Source organism: Henriciella barbarensis (genome assembly GCF_003576345.1).
Classification (GTDB): domain Bacteria; phylum Pseudomonadota; class Alphaproteobacteria; order Caulobacterales; family Hyphomonadaceae; genus Henriciella; species Henriciella barbarensis.
Window position 1 is genome coordinate 304,321 of the sequence record NZ_QWGB01000014.1, and the last position, 17,155, is coordinate 321,475.

The window sequence follows — 17,155 nt, forward strand, 5'->3', positions numbered from 1 at the left end:
AAATTCGTCGTCGCCCCCTAGCCTCAACCCGGCCGGGCTTCTATCAGATCAGCGAAGATCAAGCTTTAGGAGCCAGCGAAATGAGCAAGACCTGGGACAAGTCACGCCTGCCGTCGCGCCATGTGACCGAAGGCCCGGCCCGCGCCCCGCACCGCAGCTATTATTACGCGATGGGCCTCTCGACCAAGGACGTCAAAAAGCCCTTCGTCGGGGTCGCCTCCTGCTGGAATGAAGCGGCCCCCTGTAACACCGCCCTGATGCGCCAGGCGCATGCAGTGTCCGAAGGCGTAAAGGCCGGCGACGGCACCCCTCGCGAATTCTGTACGATCACCGTCACAGACGGCATCGCCATGGGCCATGAAGGCATGCGCTCATCGCTGGTTTCGCGCGAGGTTATTGCAGATTCCGTCGAGCTCACCATGCGCGGTCATGGCTACGACGCGCTGGTCGGCGTGGCTGGCTGCGACAAGTCTCTGCCTGGCATGATGATGGCTATGCTGCGCCTCAATGTTCCATCTGTTTTTCTCTATGGCGGCTCGATCCTGCCGGGCCGGTTCGAGGGCAAGGACGTCACGGTTCTTGACGTTTTCGAAGCTGTTGGCGCCCATGCGGCTGGAAATAATGACATGACCGAGGAGAAGCTCCACGCGCTGGAGAAGATTGCCTGTCCGGGTGATGGCGCCTGCGGCGGTCAATTTACCGCAAATACAATGGCTTGCGTGTCCGAGGCGATTGGTCTCGCGCTGCCGCTGTCATCGGCCCTGCCAGCGCCTTATGCCAACCGCGATGAGTACGCCGTTGCCTCTGGTGAGGCTGTCATGCGCCTCATCGAGAGCAATCTCCGCCCGCGCGATATCTGCACGCGCGAGGCGTTTGAGAACGCAGCCGTTGTGGTGGCGGCAACTGGCGGTTCGACCAATGCAGCCCTTCACCTTCCAGCCATGGCGAATGAGTGCGGCGTCGATTTCGAGTTGAAGGACGTCGCCCGAATCTTCGAGAAGACGCCATACATCGCCTCGCTCAAGCCGGGCGGTGAATACGTCGCCAAGGATTTTGGCGAGGCTGGCGGTGTACCGATGTTGATGAAAACCCTTCTGGAAGAAGGCCTTGTCCATGGGGACTGTATCACGGTCACGGGTAAGACCTGGGCGGAGAACCTCGAAGAAGTGACCTGGAACCCGGAGCAGAAAGTCATCTCACCTGCCAGCAAGCCGATCACCAAGACGGGTGGTGTAGTCGGCCTATGGGGCTCGCTCGCCCCGGATGGCGCGATCGTGAAGGTTGCAGGTCTCCATTCGCTCCAGTTCCGCGGCCCGGCGCGCGTCTTCGATGGCGAAGAAGCCTGCTTCAAGGCCGTCGAGTCGAGGGATTACAAGGAAGGCGACGTGCTGATCATCCGCTATGAAGGTGCCAAGGGCGGCCCCGGCATGCGTGAGATGCTGTCGACCACAGCTGCGATCTACGGGCAGGGCATGGGCGACAAGGTTGCGCTGATCACCGATGGCCGCTTCTCTGGCGCGACGCGCGGCTTCTGTATTGGCCATGTCGGCCCGGAAGCGCAGGAAGGCGGGCCGATCGGTCTCATCAAGGATGGCGACATGATCTCCATTGATGCGGCCAAAGGCACAATCGATCTCGAAGTCAGCGAAGCAGAGCTCGCAGAGCGCCGCAAAAGCTGGGCTCCGCGGGAGACGAAGTATGCGTCAGGCGCACTGGCCAAGTTCGCGAAGTTGGTCGGCCCGGCCTATCAGGGGGCTGTCACCCACGAAGGCTTCAAGGCCGAGCGCCATGTTTACGCAGATCTCTAAATCGTCGTAAAAGCTGCAGATTGCGGCCATGGAATGGTCACGCCGTTCACCGAGGCTTCAGGCTCGCACCTTTAGTCTCAGAGGATGATCAAGATGACCCACTCCCTGACTGTCGCTGCCCTGTCACTGACCGCTGTCGTGGCGGCGCCTTTCGCGGCCGCCTCTGAAAGCTGCGTTCAGCAAGCCAAGAGCATCCGAACAGCTCAACAAACTGTTCTTGAGTTGAAAGCCGAGCGCGACGCGCTCGTGCCGAAGGTCGAGGATGCGGGTGATAGCTGGCAGAATGATCAGGCCCTGCGCAATTTCAGTGCCGAGCAGGCCCAGCAAGCTGACAGGTCCAGGACGGCCTATGAAGACCTGAAAGCACGATTGCGGGCGGTCGAGGCTGACCTACAAGAGAAGGCAGCAAGCGCTAATGCACGCGTCAACGCCTATAACACCCACTGCGTCCCGAAAGACTAGGCCGGATTAGTCCGACAGGGTTGCGATTACCGGTACATGGTCTGACGGTTTTTCCAGCCCGCGCGCCTTCTTGTATATCTCGACACCAGTGAGCCGGTCTGCAGCCTGGGGCGACAGCAGAAGGTGATCGATACGGATGCCGTGACCCTTCTGCCAGGCGCCGGCCTGATAGTCCCAAAAGCTGTACTCATGTGCGCGGCCATCAGCGGCCTCATAAGCTTCTGTCAGGCCCAGCCACTTTAGCTCGCGGAAGGCCGCGCGCGTTGTCGGCAGCGCCAGCGCATCGTCGCGCCAGACAGCGATATCCCAGCAATCCTCGTCGCGTGGGATGACGTTGTAATCGCCCGCCAGCACGAAGGATTCTTCCAGCCTCAGCTGCGCCTCGGCATGGGCCTTGAGGTGTTTCATCCAGCCAAGCTTGTAGTCGTATTTTGGTCCTGGCGCCGGATTGCCATTGGGCAGGTACAGGCCGCCCACACGTACGGGCCTGTCAGCAAGGACGAGCGCTTCAATATAGCGGGCCTGATCATCGTCTTCGTTGCCGGGCAGGCCGGTTACAATGTCTTCAAGCGGATACCGCGAGAGGAGCGCCACGCCGTTATAGCTCTTCTGCCCGTGAACAGCGCAATTATAGCCGAGCTCTTCTATCTCCATATAAGGGAAGTTCTCGGTCTCGCATTTGATTTCCTGAAGGCAGATGACGTCTGCATCGATGGTTTTCAGGACATCAAGAACCGTCGCCATGCGGGCCTTGATGGAGTTCACATTCCAGGTCGCGATTTTCATGGCGTCCTTATAGGGTCGATTCAGGCCGTGCGCCATGCGCAGTCAGAGATCGGCGCGGCTCGAAATACAGCTGGCAGTCCAATTTCAGGGTGACGCCCAAGGCGGCTGGCTCATATGGATTGTTACACGTAATTCAGGGTTCTCCATGCAACGTCTTATTCTTGTTTGTGCACTCGTCGTCGGGCTTGCTGCCTGCGGGCCCACGCCGCGCCAGGAGCAACCCGAACTTGCCGACCTCTATGAGCGCGCACCTCGCGGGCCGCTGCCCGATGGGGTGCGGCCGACCGCTTATACGATGGATCTGGAAATCGACCCGCGCCGGAGCCGGTTTGGCGGCACTGTGATGATCGATGTCGAGTTCGATCAACCAGCACAAGGCTTCTGGTTGCACGGGCAGGGGCTGGAAATTCGTGAGGTCACCGTCACCAGTGACAATATGCAGGATGAAACAGCGACTTGGCGCGATGTCCTAAGCTCAGGCGTGGCCTGGATACATTTTCCACGCCGCACCGGCGCAGGGAATGTCAGGGTCGCGATTGATTACACGGCACCGTTCGATGCCAACCTCACAGGCCTGTTCAAAGTCGATGAGCAGGGTAACGCTTACGCGCTTGCCAAATCAGAAAGCATTCAGGCGCGCCGGTTCATGCCCGGTTTTGACGAGCCGCGCTTCAAGACCCCGTTTGATTTGACGCTGACCGTGCCGGGAACCGACACCGCGATAGCGAACACGTCCATTGCGATCGAAGAATATCTGGAGGAAGAGGGTCTCAAGCGGATCAGCTTTAAGCAGACCCGTCCACTCCCGACTTATCTCCTGTCGTTGGCAGTTGGACCTTTCGACCGGCTGGACGGTCCATCGCTTTCGCCAAACGAGGTCAGGGATTTTTCAGTGCCGCTCACGGGTTACACGCGCGCGGGCAAGTCAGATGAAATTTCTTATGCGTTGACGATGACCGAGCCGATGGTGGCCTTTTTCGAGAAGGAACTTGGCGTTCCATATCCATACGAAAAGCTGGACATCATTGCCGCGCCGCAATGGCCAAGCGGTGCAACGGAACTCGCCGCTGCGATCACATACCGTGAGAGCCGTATTCTTTATGGTCCCTCAAGCGGGCCGGCGATGCGCCGCGCGCTTCTTAACATTCACAGCCATGAGATCGCGCATATGTGGTTTGGCGATCTGGTAACGCCGCCATGGTGGGATGACCTCTGGCTGAAAGAAGCGTTCTCTAGCTGGGCCACCGGGATTGTACTTTCCGAAATGGAACCTGAAGGCGGTTATGAGCTGGACGCTGTCGCCGACAGTATCAGCGCCATGTCGCTCGACAGCCTGCGCAGCGCCCGGGCGGTGCGAGAGCCAATCACGCTCAATGAGGACATTCGCAACGCCTACGACTCCATCACGTATGACAAGGGCCTCGCCGTTATCGCGATGGTCGATTCCTATTTCGGCGCCGAGACATTCCGCCCTGCGCTGGGGCGTTATATTTCGCGCTTCGAAGACTCCGTAGCTGACAGCCCTGACTTCTTCGAGGTCATCGCCGATGAGACAGACGAGCCAGATCTGACCACAGCGTTCCGCAGTTTCGTAGAGCAATCAGGTCTGCCGCTTGTGAGCGCAGATTTGCAGTGCCGTGAAGGCCGCACGCCGGAAGTGTTGCTTTCGCAGAGCCGCTACCAGCCGCTGGGAAGTCCGATCGAAGAAGGCCGTCGCTGGACAATTCCCTATTGTCTCGTTGCTGCGAGCGGGGACAATCGTGAGCGCGTCTGCACCATGATGAGTGAGCAGACAGCTACGCTTGTGCTCGACCAGTTCGAGACCTGTCCTGACTGGATCATGCCGAATGCGCGTGGTGCCGGATACTGGCGGTTCACACTGCCAGATGCGCAATGGGCGCTACTGGCCATTAATTTCGGTTCGCTGGAGCCGGGCGAAGCGATGACAGCCGTCGACAGCGCGCGAGCAGGCTTCGAAGCAGGCGAGCTGGCCCTGCCGACCTTAATGGCGATTGCGAACGCCGCTGCCCGACATGAGGAACGACAAGTGGTCAATGGCGCGGTGCGTTCTTATTCTGCGCTCTACCGGACGGTATCCGGTAGCGCTGCAGCAAAAGCTGGCATGGAAGCGGAGATTGCCCGCGTGTTCGGGCCTCGCCTTGAACAGGCGCGAGCGTCAGAGCGAGAGAGCGATCTTATTCTGACCTCGAGACTTGAATCCTTCCTCGCCCGGACCGGGAATGATGCTGCGCTTCGCAGTGAATTCGCACGCGCGGCGAATGCCTATGTCGGTCTTCCCGTGAGCGGCGACGTGCGCGGGCTGACGAGTGATGACTTCTCAACAGCGCTTGCAATCGGCATGCAGGAGGGCGGTGAGCCGTTCCTCAACGCCATGATGGCTTCGCTTTCGGACATTGACGACCCCACCTTCGAGCAGGCCGTAGCTTATGCCATCGGCCAGAACAATGATCCTGAGCTTCTGCCGGTAATCATGGATCTGTCCATGTCTGGCCAGCTCGGCACCCGTGAGACCTATTCCATCATGTCCGGCCAGATGCGCCAGAGCGAGACCATGCAGGATGCCTGGACGTGGCTACAGGCTAATTACCCGGAATTCGTGCTCCGCATCCCCGGACAGCGCCCGCGCTCAACGCCGCGCCTGGCAGGGAATCTCTGTTCTCCGAAGGCCGAGGCCGAGCTCGAAGACCTGTTCGCTGAATATGGTGAACTGGCCCCCGGCTACGAACGTGCCTTGGCTGAAGCGCGCGAAAGCATTGGACTTTGCGTCGCGCTTGAAGCCGAACGGGGTGATGATATCCGCAGCTATTTCGCTGGTTTCGCACCGTCCGAGACGGCGCCCGACGACAGCAATTGAGCAATTTCGTCCTCGCTGCGCCCAAGCGATGCGAGGACTTCGCGGCTGTGCTGGCCAAATTGCGGTGACGGGCCTTTCGGGCCATCATTGGCGCCCGGGAACCGGACCGGCGAGGCGGGTGACTTGAATGATGTGCCATCGCCAGCGGCCGATGGAACATCGACGATGCCGCCAGCTGCCTGAACCTGCGGGTCGGCAGCTGCTTCGGCCATCGTCTGAACCGGCGCCCAGGCGATGGACTGCTCATCTAGACGTTTTGCAGCTTCGTCTTTCTTCATCTCGCCGAAGCCTGCGTCGAGAATACCAACACATTCGACGCTGTTCTTGCGACGCGCCTTTGGTGAAGAGAAGCGCTCATCTTCGATAAGGTCTTCGCGGCCAATAACCCGGCAGATCGGTGCCCAGTCGGAATTACCCTGTCGTGCAACGATGCAAAGCCAGTGGTCATCGCTGGTGCGGAAGAAGTTCATGATCGGCACGGTCTGCTCATGGCGCTGCTTGGTAGAGCCAAGCCGCCCGAAAAAGAGCTGGATCGCGAAGTCGGAGCCGAGCGTGAAGAGGGCGGTGCGAAGGAGCGAGGCCTCTACAAGGCGTCCCTTGCCAGTCTTGGTGGCTTCGACGAGTGCGGCGCAGATGCCGGCGGCTGCAGCAATACTGGTCGTATGGTCGCCAAAGGCAGTCCGGCAGGGGAATGGCTCTCCGCCTTTCGGGATCGTGGTACGGGCTGCGCCGGAGCGTGCCCAGAAGCTAGCCACGTCGAAGCCGGGCTTGTCCGCATCTGGGCCATCGAGGCCGTATCCGGTCAGGCTGCAATAGACGAGCTTCGGATTGACCGATTTCAGACCTTCATAGTCGAGACCAGAACGCGCGAGGCCGCCGGGGCGAACATTGGTCAGGAAGACGTCGGCGCTTTCGGCGAGTTCGCGGAGAATTTTGCGGCCTTCATCGGTCGTGGTGTCGAGCGCGATGGACTTCTTGCCGCGATTGTCGAAATCAAAGACCGGATTGTCCTGAATATCCGTGCCGATAGTTGCAAAGAATTTGCGGATCGGGTCGCCGCCGGGCGGTTCGACCTTGATCACTTCGGCGCCCCAGTCACTCAGGATACTGCCTGCGCCAGGGGCGGCCATATAAGTTGCGTATTCGATGACGCGAATGCCTTCGAGCATATCTACTCCCAGATTTATTTCAGGTCTGCTGCCGGACCCATTGGTAAACCGGACATTAACCGGCACAATACAATTCTCAGCAAATTGATTCCTCGGCTGAGGGAAGGCGCTATCGATGGGTATTTCAAGCATGCGGCCGCAATTGTCCGAAGGGGACATTGAGCGGCTCATGAAAGGTGAGACACCGGACGAACGGGCTGGCATTGCGCACAAGCTCTGCCGCCGCATTGCGACTGATCCGCTGACCGACACCGAACGCCGCCATGCAGAAGAGATTATCGCCATCCTCGCTCAGGATGCTGCTGAGCTTGTGCGTAAGACATTGGCTGTCGCGCTGCGCAATTCGCCGCGCCTGCCGCGCGATGTGGCACTGAAACTTGCAAGAGATGTCGAGACAGTCGCCCTGCCTGTGCTTCAGTATTCGCCATCGTTGACGGACCAGGACCTGATCGAACTGGTCCGCGCCGTGGAAGGCGCCAAGCAGATTGCGATTGCCTCTCGCGACCGGATTGCCGCTGAGCTCTGCGAAACCATCGCTGGCGAAGGCATCGCTGACGCTGTTGCCGCGCTGGCGCGCAATCGCGGCGCAAGCTGGACCAATAAGGCCTTCGACCGCTCCATCGACCGGTTTGCAGAAAATGAAGGCGTGAAGACCGCGCTCATCGCGCGCGAACACATCCCGGTCCATGTGGCAGAGAAGCTTGTCTCTCTCGTCTCAGGGCAGGCTTTCGACATGCTGGTGAACCGGCATGAGCTACCAGCTCAACTGGCCATCGACCTTGCCTCAGGCGCCCGGGAACGCGCGACTGTGGATCTGGTAGAGCAGGCGGACCGCAGCCAGGACATGGGCTACTTCGTGCACCAGCTGGACCTTAACGGCCGCCTGACCAACTCTCTCATCATGCGCGCGCTCTGCCTTGGGCAAATGAAGTTTGTCGAGCATGCTGTGGCAGAGCTGGCCGGGGTCACCCATGGCAAGGCTTGGCTGATGATCCATGATGCGGGCCCGCGCGGTCTGGCAGCGATCTTCGACCGGGCCGGCCTGCCGCGCAAGCTGCTGCCAGCCTTCAAGGCTGCCGTGAATGTCTTCCACGAAACCGAAGTCGATGGCGGGCCGAACGACAAGGCGCGGTTCCGGATGCGGATGATTGAGCGCGTGCTGACGCAGTTCCAGGCCATCCCGAAGGGCGACCTCGACTATCTGCTAGAGAAGCTGGATTTCTATTCAGAGCAGGCGCGCGCCATGGAAACGCCGCCGTCTGAAGAGGCGGCGCGCCGTTTCGGCTAGCCGTCGACTCGGGGGGCACGGGCAAGTTCAATGCCCACTGCGGCCAGCTTTTCACCATCGCGGTAGCGTGCATTTTCAGCGATGACGGCCATGCCGCAGGCGCTCGCCGCTTCGATGCGATTCAGAAGGTCTGCTTCGCTCCAGACTTTCAACGCGTCGATGCGAACCGAATCCAGCAGCAGGCGGAGATGCGTGTCGAGCGGGGTGCACCACGAACGGGTCGCATTCACGCCCACGCGGAAGCCGCGGCGGCGAAGCGCTTCGATGCTCTTCAGGATGTCAGACCGGGATTGAGACAGCGTCGCATCGTCGACCTCGATGCAGATTTCCTGCGGGCAGATACGGCTGCGGGCGGCTGCGGCCTCACAGGCGATTGGCGTGTCGGGATGCATCAGGGCTGCGATGGGCGCTTCGATGATGATCGGGCGCGCTGTGGCTTGCGGCATTTCGTTGGCGAGGCGGGCAACGCTCTCGACCTGATGTGCAAGCCAGAGAGCAGGGCTGATGCGGTTCACGAACAGGCTGCCGGCACCAAAGGACACGCGGTCGTCAAACGCAAACTGTGTTTCGGCAACCTGATTGACGATATCGCCAGTGACCAGATGGATGACAGGGGATAGCCGCAGCTCACCTTCGCCTGGAATAATTGATGGCTGAGCCGATGTGCGTGTCCGTACCTGTTGCATGCCGCATTCCTGTCTGTGAATGTACCGATACAAAAACAATGACAGACGCTCGTTGAGATCACGCGGATTGGAACGAGTGGATTTGCAGCAAATTTGCTGGATCTGAGGGAGAATTCGTTATGACCGATGCCGCGCCAAGACTTTCCGCTACCGTTCTCCTGCTGCGCGATGCACCGGACCTGCAGGTTTTGATGGTGAAGCGCCATTACCAGATCGACTTCGCTGCTGGCGCGCTGGTTTTCCCAGGCGGCAAGACCAATGAGGAAGATGCGTCCGACGCATGGGACGCGCTCAGCGATGGTGATTACGAAGGCAAGGCGCGGATTGCACGGGTTGCCGCGCTTCGGGAAGCCTTTGAAGAGTCGGGTATTATTCTGGCGCGCCCAGCTAGCGCGCGGGGTGAGGGCGCCGCGCTGGTTGGCGTCGATATCGCCGACAGACTAGCCCCGTTCCGGGAAGCCGTCGATCGTCGTGAAAAGAGCTTCGTCGAACTGGTGAAGGAGCATGATCTTGTTCTGGCGCTCGATACGCTTGTGCATTTCGGACACTGGATCACGCCCGACATGATGCCGAAGCGCTTCGACACGCATTTCTATCTGGCGCCGACCCCGCCGCAGCAGCTTGCGACCCATGACGGGCGCGAGACAACGGATGCTGTCTGGCTGTCGCCACAACTGGCCCTCGACATGGAAGCTTCGGGCGAAGCTACAATCATCTTCCCGACCAAGATGAACCTTGGAAAGCTCGCTGAAGCGCAAAGTGTGCCGACCGCCATCAACCGTTTCAGAGACGGAAATGTCGTCACGGTCCTGCCAGTTGTGGGCAAGGATCAGAATGGCAAACCTTGTCTGCATATCCCGGCTGAAGCAGGCTATCTGCAGACGATTGAACCACTCGAAAAGGTGGAGAATGTCGCCAAACGCTGATCAGCGTTTGTAGGCCGAAGGCCGTTCGCTCTCGTCGATAGTGAGGTAGCGGTCGCGCAGCTTTGTCTGCCGGCTCTCGAGCGGCTGTTCGACGCCATCAATGAAGATCCGGACGGGCGCACTTCTGACTTCAAGCGGATCGCCGTCCCAGATGACGAGGTCGCCGAGGCCGCCTGCGGTCAGACGACCAGCGCCATCAATGCCGAATATTTCAGCCGGCACGGATGTGATCGCGCGCAGGGCGTCGGTGTGATCAACACCGCTGCCGACGGCGTTGCCGGCACTTTGCAGCACGAGGCGTGCCTGATGGCTGCTGCTGTCCAGATGGGCGAAGGCTGTCGTGACGCCTGCATCAATAAGCCGTGCAGCGTTCTGTTGCGTCGCGCCCAGCTGGGCGAAGCTGCTGGGCAGGTTGTCATAGGGATCAATGATAACCGGGATGTTTGCTTCGGCCAACTCGTCAGCCGCCATCCAGCCTTCCTGAGCACCGACCAGCACGATCTGAAGATTGGACATCGTTTTTTTGAGCGAAATGACTTCGCGGATGTCGCTCTCACGGCTGACTGCAATCAGCATCAGCTGATCGCCGCGGGCCGCCCGTGTGAAGGCCTCGGCATCCATACGGCCGAGCGCGTCGCCTTCGCTATGCGCGAGATAGCGTGTCGGAAAGGCTCTGGCGTCACCGAAGGCCGCGCGGAGTGTCGCCCACGCTGCAGGCCGTGAGCCGCCAGACACGCTGGCACCGGCCTCACCGAGATTGATGAACGTGAAAGCGCGGCGGTCTATTACTGAGCCGGGCTCACCGGTTGTCGTCGCAATGAAGCCCTGGCCACCGAAGAGAGAGGCGCCAAGACTCGGTGCGACAGCCATTCGCGTGACGCCTTCGATACGGGTAATGTCGATACTTGTCGCACGGGGATTGAAGCCGTCGCTGAGATCAAGGGCAGCGCCGAAGCCCGACTGACCTGCTGAGGTATCGTTCGTTGAATCTTCTGCGCCAACCTCGACGATGCCAATCTGCGAAAAGGCAGAAAAGATACCGGGCGTAACCCACGCACCTTCTGCGTCGATGGTCTCAAGGCCCGATGGAAGCTGGTCTGCATCGGCCCAGGCAACGACCGTCCCGTCCCGGATGACGAGGGTCGCATTCTCGCGAACCGTCTCACCATCGAAAAGAGTGGCGTTCTGAATGGCGAGGTTCTGCGCAAGCGCACTAGCGCAGAGGAGCGAAGTGGAAGCGGCAATCGCTGCAAACTTGAAGATCATTTCAGGTCTCCTTCGCCGGGTTGGCCAAGCTCGAAATCGGTAACGGGGGTGAAGTCTGGCTTCTCTAGGTCAAACATGAGCGCGCCGTCGATATAGACACGCTCGGCATTCGAATAGGAGCTGAACGGGTCGCCATTCCACAGAACGACGTCTGCATCCTTGCCAATCTCAAGAGAGCCAGTCTGATCGAAGATACCGAGCGACTTGGCCGGATTGGCGGAGAGCCATGTCCACGCATCAGCGTCAGAAATCTCGATACCTGCGCGACGGCCGTCTGCGAGCGCCTTGGCGGCTTCCTGATTCAGCCGCTGGATGCCGATATCGCTGTCAGAGTGAACGATCGCGCAAGCGCCGGCCTGATGAACGAGCGGGATGTTCTCGCGGATGCCGTCATAGGCTTCCATCTTGAAGCCCCACCAGTCGGCCCACATGGAAGAGCAGATGTTCTTCTCGGCTAGCAGGTCGGCAATCTTGTAACTTTCCACCGCGTGGTGGAAGGAGGTGACGTCGTAGCCAAATTCCTCGGACATATCGATGACCTGCGCCATTTCGTCGGCGCGGTAGCAATGCATGTGGACGAGGATATCGCCTTCTAGCACGCCCGAAAGCGTATCAAGCTCAAGGTTACGGGTTGGCATGTCGCCGCCATCTGCTTCCCACGCGTTCCACTTTTCCTGATAGGCCTTGGCCTCGATCCATGAGTTTCGATAGCCGGCAACATTACCCATACGCGAGTAAGGGGCCCCGCCCGGAAAGCGGCCGCCGCCATAACCATAGACGCGCTTGGGGTTCTCGCCGCAGGCCATTTTGAGCGTGTAGGGCGCGTCCGGGAATTTCATCCCCTGTACCGTGCGGGACAGTACATTCTTCAGGGTAACACCCCGACCGCCAAACAGGTTCGCTGAACCGGGCAGGATCTGCATGGAGGTGACGCCGCCAGCAAGCGCGCGGGTAAAGCCCGGATCTTGCGGCCAGACGCCATGCTCGGCCCAGACTTCTGCAGTCACAGGGCCCGATATTTCGTTGCCGTCCTGATGGGCGCTAACGCCTGGCGACGGATAGACGCCGAGGTGGGAATGGTTGTCGATGATGCCTGGGGTCACGAACTTGCCCGACGCGTCGATTACTTCAACATCGTCGCCAGCGTCCAGATCCTCGCCCAAGCCAGCAATATTGCCGCCTTCCAGCAGGACGTCGTAGTTCTCAAAGACGTTCCCGACCCCGTCATAGACAGTTGCGTTCTGAAGAAGCACTGCACCGGACGGGTAGGGAGAGTAGGTAGATGGGTAAGGGTCGCGGTTGAAGGCTTCAGCCTTTTCGCCGGTGGTGTCATTCTCGCTGCTCTCTCCGCCGCCACACGCGGTAAGGAAGGTCGCAGCGGACAGAGCCACTGCCAGACGCATCGCAATTTTCATATCAGCCCCTCAGCCGGAATTTCCGTATCTGGAGACTATTGTGACCTGTTTGCATGTTCTTTCAATGCTGGCGAAAACATTGATCTGGAAATTCGCCCCATTGGGGATGGCATCCTGATCAGATCGGGCGGACAGCGCCCGGACAATTGGGATCAAGCGCAAAAGCAGGACGACGCGGCAGGGACACCGCTTCGGTGCGTTCAAACTTCTTGAGAACGCGGGCGAGCGCCACCTTTCCGAACGTCGCCGGAACGACGCCCTGCGGACGACCTGGCTTTGCCCCGAACGCGCGGCGCAAACGCCCATTGGCGTAAAGAGCGTTGGCCCGGAACAGGGCCGGCCATGTCATGAATTCACACGAAAGTGAAACATTCATCATGTCGCCATTCTGGACCCGGTGCGGCGCATTCTGAGGCCACGAGATGCCTTGGCCGGGTTTTAACTCAAATGGCTGGCCGTGCTGATCAAAACTGTTTTCGAAGTAGAGGCTTTCGTCGCCATCGCCGAGCGCAATTGCTTCCAGGCGTTCTGTCGGCGCGAAACTCTCTGTTTCGGGATAGAGATGAAGTGTCTTCGAGCCACGCACCTGAAGCAGCGCAACCAGCGGAATATCCAGATGATAATGAACGTGGATTTCGGGTGACGAGATCAGAACGCTCATATCGCGCTTGATGATACGCTGGCCCATACGCGATTGCAGGCTGTCGAAGATATTCTGCGCGGTGTCAGTATAGTCGGTGACAAGTTCGTTGGTGGCGCGAAGATTGAGCCAGATGCGCCCTTTCTTCACGGCCTCGAGAATGTCTTCGCCGCCAAGATCATTCGCAGTGCCGGATATGGGCTTTTGATCGCCTTCCGCATGCTCTCCAAAAGTCCAGATGCCGAGCTTGTCACGCGGATAGGCGTCGAGTAGCGCCGCAAGTGATGCGTCGCAGAACAGCGGCGACTGATGCAGGCTGTGTTCAGCCTCCAGAAGGTTCGCGTCCAGCTTGTCGTGCCGGACATACTGCCAGTGAATACTCATTTGCCTGCGTCCAAACCAGGGTCACCCATCGGTCCGGCCTATACCGGAGGGTCGTGAAGAAACCCTTGTCCGGCCCGCAAGATTTACGCCAGTCGGGCGCTGGACACGTCAGATATCGAGTTCAGAGGCGAACTGGGCATTGTCCTGAATGAACTTGAAGCGGTGCTCGGCCTTGCGTCCCATCAGAGTGTCGATGAGTTCCGCGGGCCTCATCTCTGTCAATTCGTCCATGGAATCTGGCAGGGTGATCCGCGCGAGTGTGCGTGATTTCGGATCCATGGTGGTCTCTTTAAGCTGTGAGGCATTCATCTCACCAAGACCCTTGAAGCGACCGATTTCGACCTTTTCGCTATTCTTGAATTCCGAGGCGATGAGCTCTGCCTTCTGCGCGTCGTCCATCGCATAGACGGACTTGCCCTTATGGCTGAGGCGGTAGAGCGGCGGCATCGCCATATAGAGACGACCGCTTTCGATGAGGCCCGGCGTCATCTGATAGAAGAAGGTGATGAGCAGCGAGGCAATGTGCGCCCCGTCGACATCAGCATCGGTCATGATGATGACGCGCTCATAGCGAAGGTCATCGAGACTGAAGCGCGTCTTGAGCCCCGTGCCGAGCGCCAGCATCAGGTCTGCGAGCTCTTGGTTCTTTTCCAGTTTGTCGACGGACGCGGACGCGACGTTGAGGATCTTGCCGCGCAGCGGAAGAATGGCCTGCATCTTCCGGTCGCGCGCCGTCTTTGCCGTGCCCCCAGCAGAATCGCCTTCGACGATGAAGAGCTCTGTATCGCCCGAATTTGCTGAACAGTCGGCGAGCTTGCCCGGAAGGCGAAGCCTGCGGGTCGCTGACTTGCGGGCGACTTCCTTGTCCTTGCGGCGCTTGGCGCGCTCATCGGCGCGCTCCATTGCCCAGTTAAGAAGCTTGTCCGCCTCTTTCGGGCTGCCTGCAAGCCAGTGATCGAACCGGTCGCGCACGGCGTTCTCGACCAGTCGGAAGGCCGCTGCGGTCGATAGTTTGTCCTTGGTCTGGCCGACGAATTCGGGCCCGCGAATAAACACCGATAACAGGATGCCAGCATAGGACATGACATCATCGGCGGTGATCGCAGTCGCCTTCTTCTGGCCCGTCAGTTCCCCGTAATTGCGCAGGCCCTTTGTAATAGCTGAGCGAAGGCCCGCTTCATGCGTGCCGCCATCCGGTGTCGGGATGGTATTGCAGTAGGAGCGCGAGAAGCCGTCGGCTTCGCCAAAGCCGGCAGCCGTCCAGGCGATCGCCCATTCGACCTTGCCTTCATCGGTCTCAACAAGGCCCGAGAAGGCTTCATTCGTAATGGTCGCCTTGCCCTTGAAGACCTCCTCCAGCTGGTCAGCGAGACCATTCGGATAGGTGAGGGTGGCTTCGGCCGGGATCTTGGAGTCCTCAGGCAGGAGCGACGGGTCGCAGGACCAGCGCACTTCGACACCGCGATAGAGATATGCCTTGGACCGGGCCATCTGGAACAGGCGGGACGGGCGGAAGCGGAGCTTGTCGCCGAAGATTTCGACGTCAGGGCGGAAGCGCACACTTGTGCCGCGACGGTTCGGTGCAGCACCTTTCAGCTCGACCGGAGACATGACCTGCCCACGCTCAAAGACCTGAACGTAGAGCTTGCGGTCACGGGCGACCTCGACCTCGACCCGCTCCGAGAGGGCGTTCACGACCGAGATGCCGACCCCGTGCAGGCCGCCAGCCGTCGCATAGGCCTTGTCAGAGAACTTGCCGCCCGCATGAAGCGTACACATGATGACCTCAAGAGCCGACTTCTCGGGGAACTTCGGATGCGGATCGATCGGGATGCCGCGACCATTGTCGGTGACCGTCAGGAAGCCGTCCGCATCGAGGCGTACCTCGATCCGGTTGGCGTGGCCGGCCACGGCCTCGTCCATCGAATTGTCGAGAACTTCGGCAAAGAGATGGTGGTAGGCGCGCTCATCCGTGCCGCCTATGTACATGCCCGGACGTTTGCGGACAGGTTCGAGCCCCTCAAGGACTTCGATATCCTTGGCTGAGTAGCCGGATGTGTCTGCTGGAACGTCGTCGAACAGTTGTGCTTGATTGGAGCCTGTCATGACCACCTCGTCTAGACCGAATCAGGCCGATCATACGAGGGCGAACATCAGCTCTCCTAGTCCTGCGCAGCGATTAGCTGTTGAAGGATTGCCACTTAGCGGGCGAGAAGCTCATTCGCCCGCGCAAAGACGGCTTCAAACATCTCTGTCGTCAACCGTCCGGTATTCGTGTTGTAGCGGGAGCAGTGGTAGCTCGACAGAATAATGCGATTGTCGGGAAGCCGATACTCGCTGCCATGGCCGAACGGATGATCTTTCAGCTTCAGATCAAAGGCGCGCAGTGTTGAGTCGTGCGAAATCTTGCCGAGGCAGAGCAGGACCTGCGCGTTTGGCAGCGCGTCGATGCGCGACGTCAGATAATTACGGCAGGTATTGATTTCAGCGCCGACGGGTTTGTTCTGCGGCGGTACGCACCTCACAGCATTGGTGATCATCGCACCTTTCAGGACCAGTCCATCATCTGGACGGGCCTGATACTCGCCTTCGCTGAAGCCGAACTTGTCGAGCGTCGCGTAGAGGAGGTCTCCAGCCCAGTCGCCAGTGAATGGGCGCCCCGTCTTGTTGGCGCCGGTCACGCCGGGGGCGAGACCAATAACGAGAAGACTCGCATTCTCATCCCCGAATGACGGCACGGGTGCATTGAACCAGCCGGGATGGTTGAGCCGGTTCTGTGAACGATAGGCCACAAGGCGCGGGCAAAGTTCGCAATTGGGTGGGGCTTCAGGCAGAACGGCGGTCTGATCAGTCATCGGCATCATCTGAATAAGCCACCGAGCGCTCAGACGTTCCAGAGCGCGGCCGGCCAATCAGGTCTGACAGGTCTTCAAGGTCGATGAAAACGTCGGCTTCGCGGCGGAGTTCATCCCCGATGGTCTGGGGTTGTGTCTTGGCGGACGAGACTACAGTGATGCGGCATCCCTGTGCCTTGGCCATTTCGACAAGCCTTCGAAAATCACTGTCTCCGGCAAAGAGAACGATATGGTCGACCGTGCTGGCGGCCGCCATCATATCGACGGCGATCTCGACATTCATGTTGCCACGAACCCGGCGACGCCCTTCGCGGTCCGTGAACTCACGCGCCGCCTTGTGAATGACATTGTAGCCATTGTAGCTAAGCCAGTCGACGAGCGGCCTGACAGGACTGTAGTCTTCGCCATCAACGATAGTCGTATAATAATTGGCACGAAGCAGCCGTCCGCGATTACGGAACTCTGCAAGTAGTTTACGGAAGTCAATTTCGATCTCGAGCGATCGCGCGGTGGTGTAGAGGCTTGCGCCATCAATGAACAACATCAGTCGTTCGTCTTTATAGAATGCCATTTTTAAACCAGAAATCAAAGTCAT

Annotated in this window: 14 protein-coding genes; 5 read left to right on the top strand and 9 right to left on the bottom strand. The window is 59.4% G+C overall.

All coding sequences use genetic code 11. From position 1 onward, the window contains the following. The first annotated feature begins 80 nt into the window (after positions 1-80). Together ilvD and D1224_RS15850 are read left to right on the top strand one after the other, a co-directional pair. Positions 81-1,808: a dihydroxy-acid dehydratase gene (ilvD, locus tag D1224_RS15845; protein ID WP_119380896.1), complete on the top strand. Its 1,728-nt coding sequence runs from the start codon at positions 81-83 to the stop codon at positions 1,806-1,808. A gap of 93 nt (positions 1,809-1,901) precedes the next feature. Then, entirely contained in the window at positions 1,902-2,270 is a 369-nt protein-coding gene (locus D1224_RS15850) for a hypothetical protein (protein ID WP_147372420.1), read from the top strand. Between the two features lie 6 nt (positions 2,271-2,276). Here D1224_RS15850 and xth read toward each other — a convergent pair whose 3' ends face one another. Further along, a complete protein-coding gene (gene xth / locus D1224_RS15855; RefSeq protein ID WP_119381000.1) occupies positions 2,277-3,056 on the bottom strand; it encodes an exodeoxyribonuclease III in 780 nt (259 codons plus the stop codon). Between the two features lie 145 nt (positions 3,057-3,201). Here xth and D1224_RS15860 point away from each other — a divergent pair, with 145 nt between their 5' ends. After that, positions 3,202-5,931 carry a M1 family metallopeptidase gene (locus tag D1224_RS15860; RefSeq protein WP_182482337.1) on the top strand — a complete coding sequence of 910 codons (2,730 nt, stop codon included), beginning with the start codon at positions 3,202-3,204 and terminating at the stop codon, positions 5,929-5,931. On the opposite strand, the gene D1224_RS15865 is transcribed toward D1224_RS15860, so the two are convergent. Continuing rightward, positions 5,880-7,100 carry a CaiB/BaiF CoA transferase family protein gene (locus D1224_RS15865; protein ID WP_119380899.1) on the bottom strand — a complete coding sequence of 407 codons (1,221 nt, stop codon included), beginning with the start codon at positions 7,098-7,100 and terminating at the stop codon, positions 5,880-5,882. The two genes, D1224_RS15860 and D1224_RS15865, sit on opposite strands and share 52 nt — an antisense overlap. Positions 7,101-7,215: 115 nt before the next feature. Here D1224_RS15865 and D1224_RS15870 point away from each other — a divergent pair, with 115 nt between their 5' ends. Continuing rightward, positions 7,216-8,388, top strand: coding sequence for a DUF2336 domain-containing protein (locus tag D1224_RS15870; protein ID WP_119380900.1), 1,173 nt, complete (start codon positions 7,216-7,218; stop codon positions 8,386-8,388). Here the strand turns inward: D1224_RS15870 and D1224_RS15875 are convergent. Continuing rightward, positions 8,385-9,074: an EAL domain-containing protein gene (locus tag D1224_RS15875; RefSeq protein ID WP_119380901.1), complete on the bottom strand. Its 690-nt coding sequence runs from the start codon at positions 9,072-9,074 to the stop codon at positions 8,385-8,387. The genes D1224_RS15870 and D1224_RS15875 overlap by 4 nt on opposite strands. A gap of 119 nt (positions 9,075-9,193) precedes the next feature. Between D1224_RS15875 and D1224_RS15880 the strand changes: the two genes are divergently transcribed. Further along, positions 9,194-10,000 (top strand): NUDIX hydrolase, encoded by an 807-nt coding sequence (locus tag D1224_RS15880; protein WP_119380902.1) that lies wholly within the window; start codon positions 9,194-9,196, stop codon positions 9,998-10,000. On the opposite strand, the gene D1224_RS15885 is transcribed toward D1224_RS15880, so the two are convergent. The 6 genes from D1224_RS15885 to D1224_RS15910 form a co-directional block, all read right to left on the bottom strand. Then, a complete protein-coding gene (locus tag D1224_RS15885) occupies positions 10,001-11,266 on the bottom strand; it encodes an amidohydrolase family protein (protein WP_119380903.1) in 1,266 nt (421 codons plus the stop codon). Further along, complete coding sequence (locus D1224_RS15890) at positions 11,263-12,681, bottom strand: amidohydrolase (RefSeq protein WP_119380904.1); 1,419 nt, start codon at positions 12,679-12,681, stop codon at positions 11,263-11,265. Before D1224_RS15890 ends, D1224_RS15885 begins: the two co-directional genes overlap by 4 nt. Positions 12,682-12,799: 118 nt before the next feature. Further along, positions 12,800-13,705 carry a hypothetical protein gene (locus tag D1224_RS15895; protein WP_119380905.1) on the bottom strand — a complete coding sequence of 302 codons (906 nt, stop codon included), beginning with the start codon at positions 13,703-13,705 and terminating at the stop codon, positions 12,800-12,802. 108 nt (positions 13,706-13,813) lie between these two features. After that, positions 13,814-15,811, bottom strand: coding sequence for a DNA topoisomerase IV subunit B (gene parE, locus D1224_RS15900; protein WP_119380906.1), 1,998 nt, complete (start codon positions 15,809-15,811; stop codon positions 13,814-13,816). 95 nt (positions 15,812-15,906) lie between these two features. Further along, on the bottom strand, positions 15,907-16,566 hold the full coding sequence (locus tag D1224_RS15905; RefSeq protein ID WP_119380907.1) for a uracil-DNA glycosylase: 660 nt from the start codon (positions 16,564-16,566) through the stop codon (positions 15,907-15,909). Next, positions 16,553-17,131, bottom strand: coding sequence for a LabA-like NYN domain-containing protein (locus tag D1224_RS15910; protein ID WP_119380908.1), 579 nt, complete (start codon positions 17,129-17,131; stop codon positions 16,553-16,555). The genes D1224_RS15905 and D1224_RS15910 overlap by 14 nt, the downstream gene beginning before the upstream one ends. Positions 17,132-17,155 lie beyond the last annotated feature (24 nt).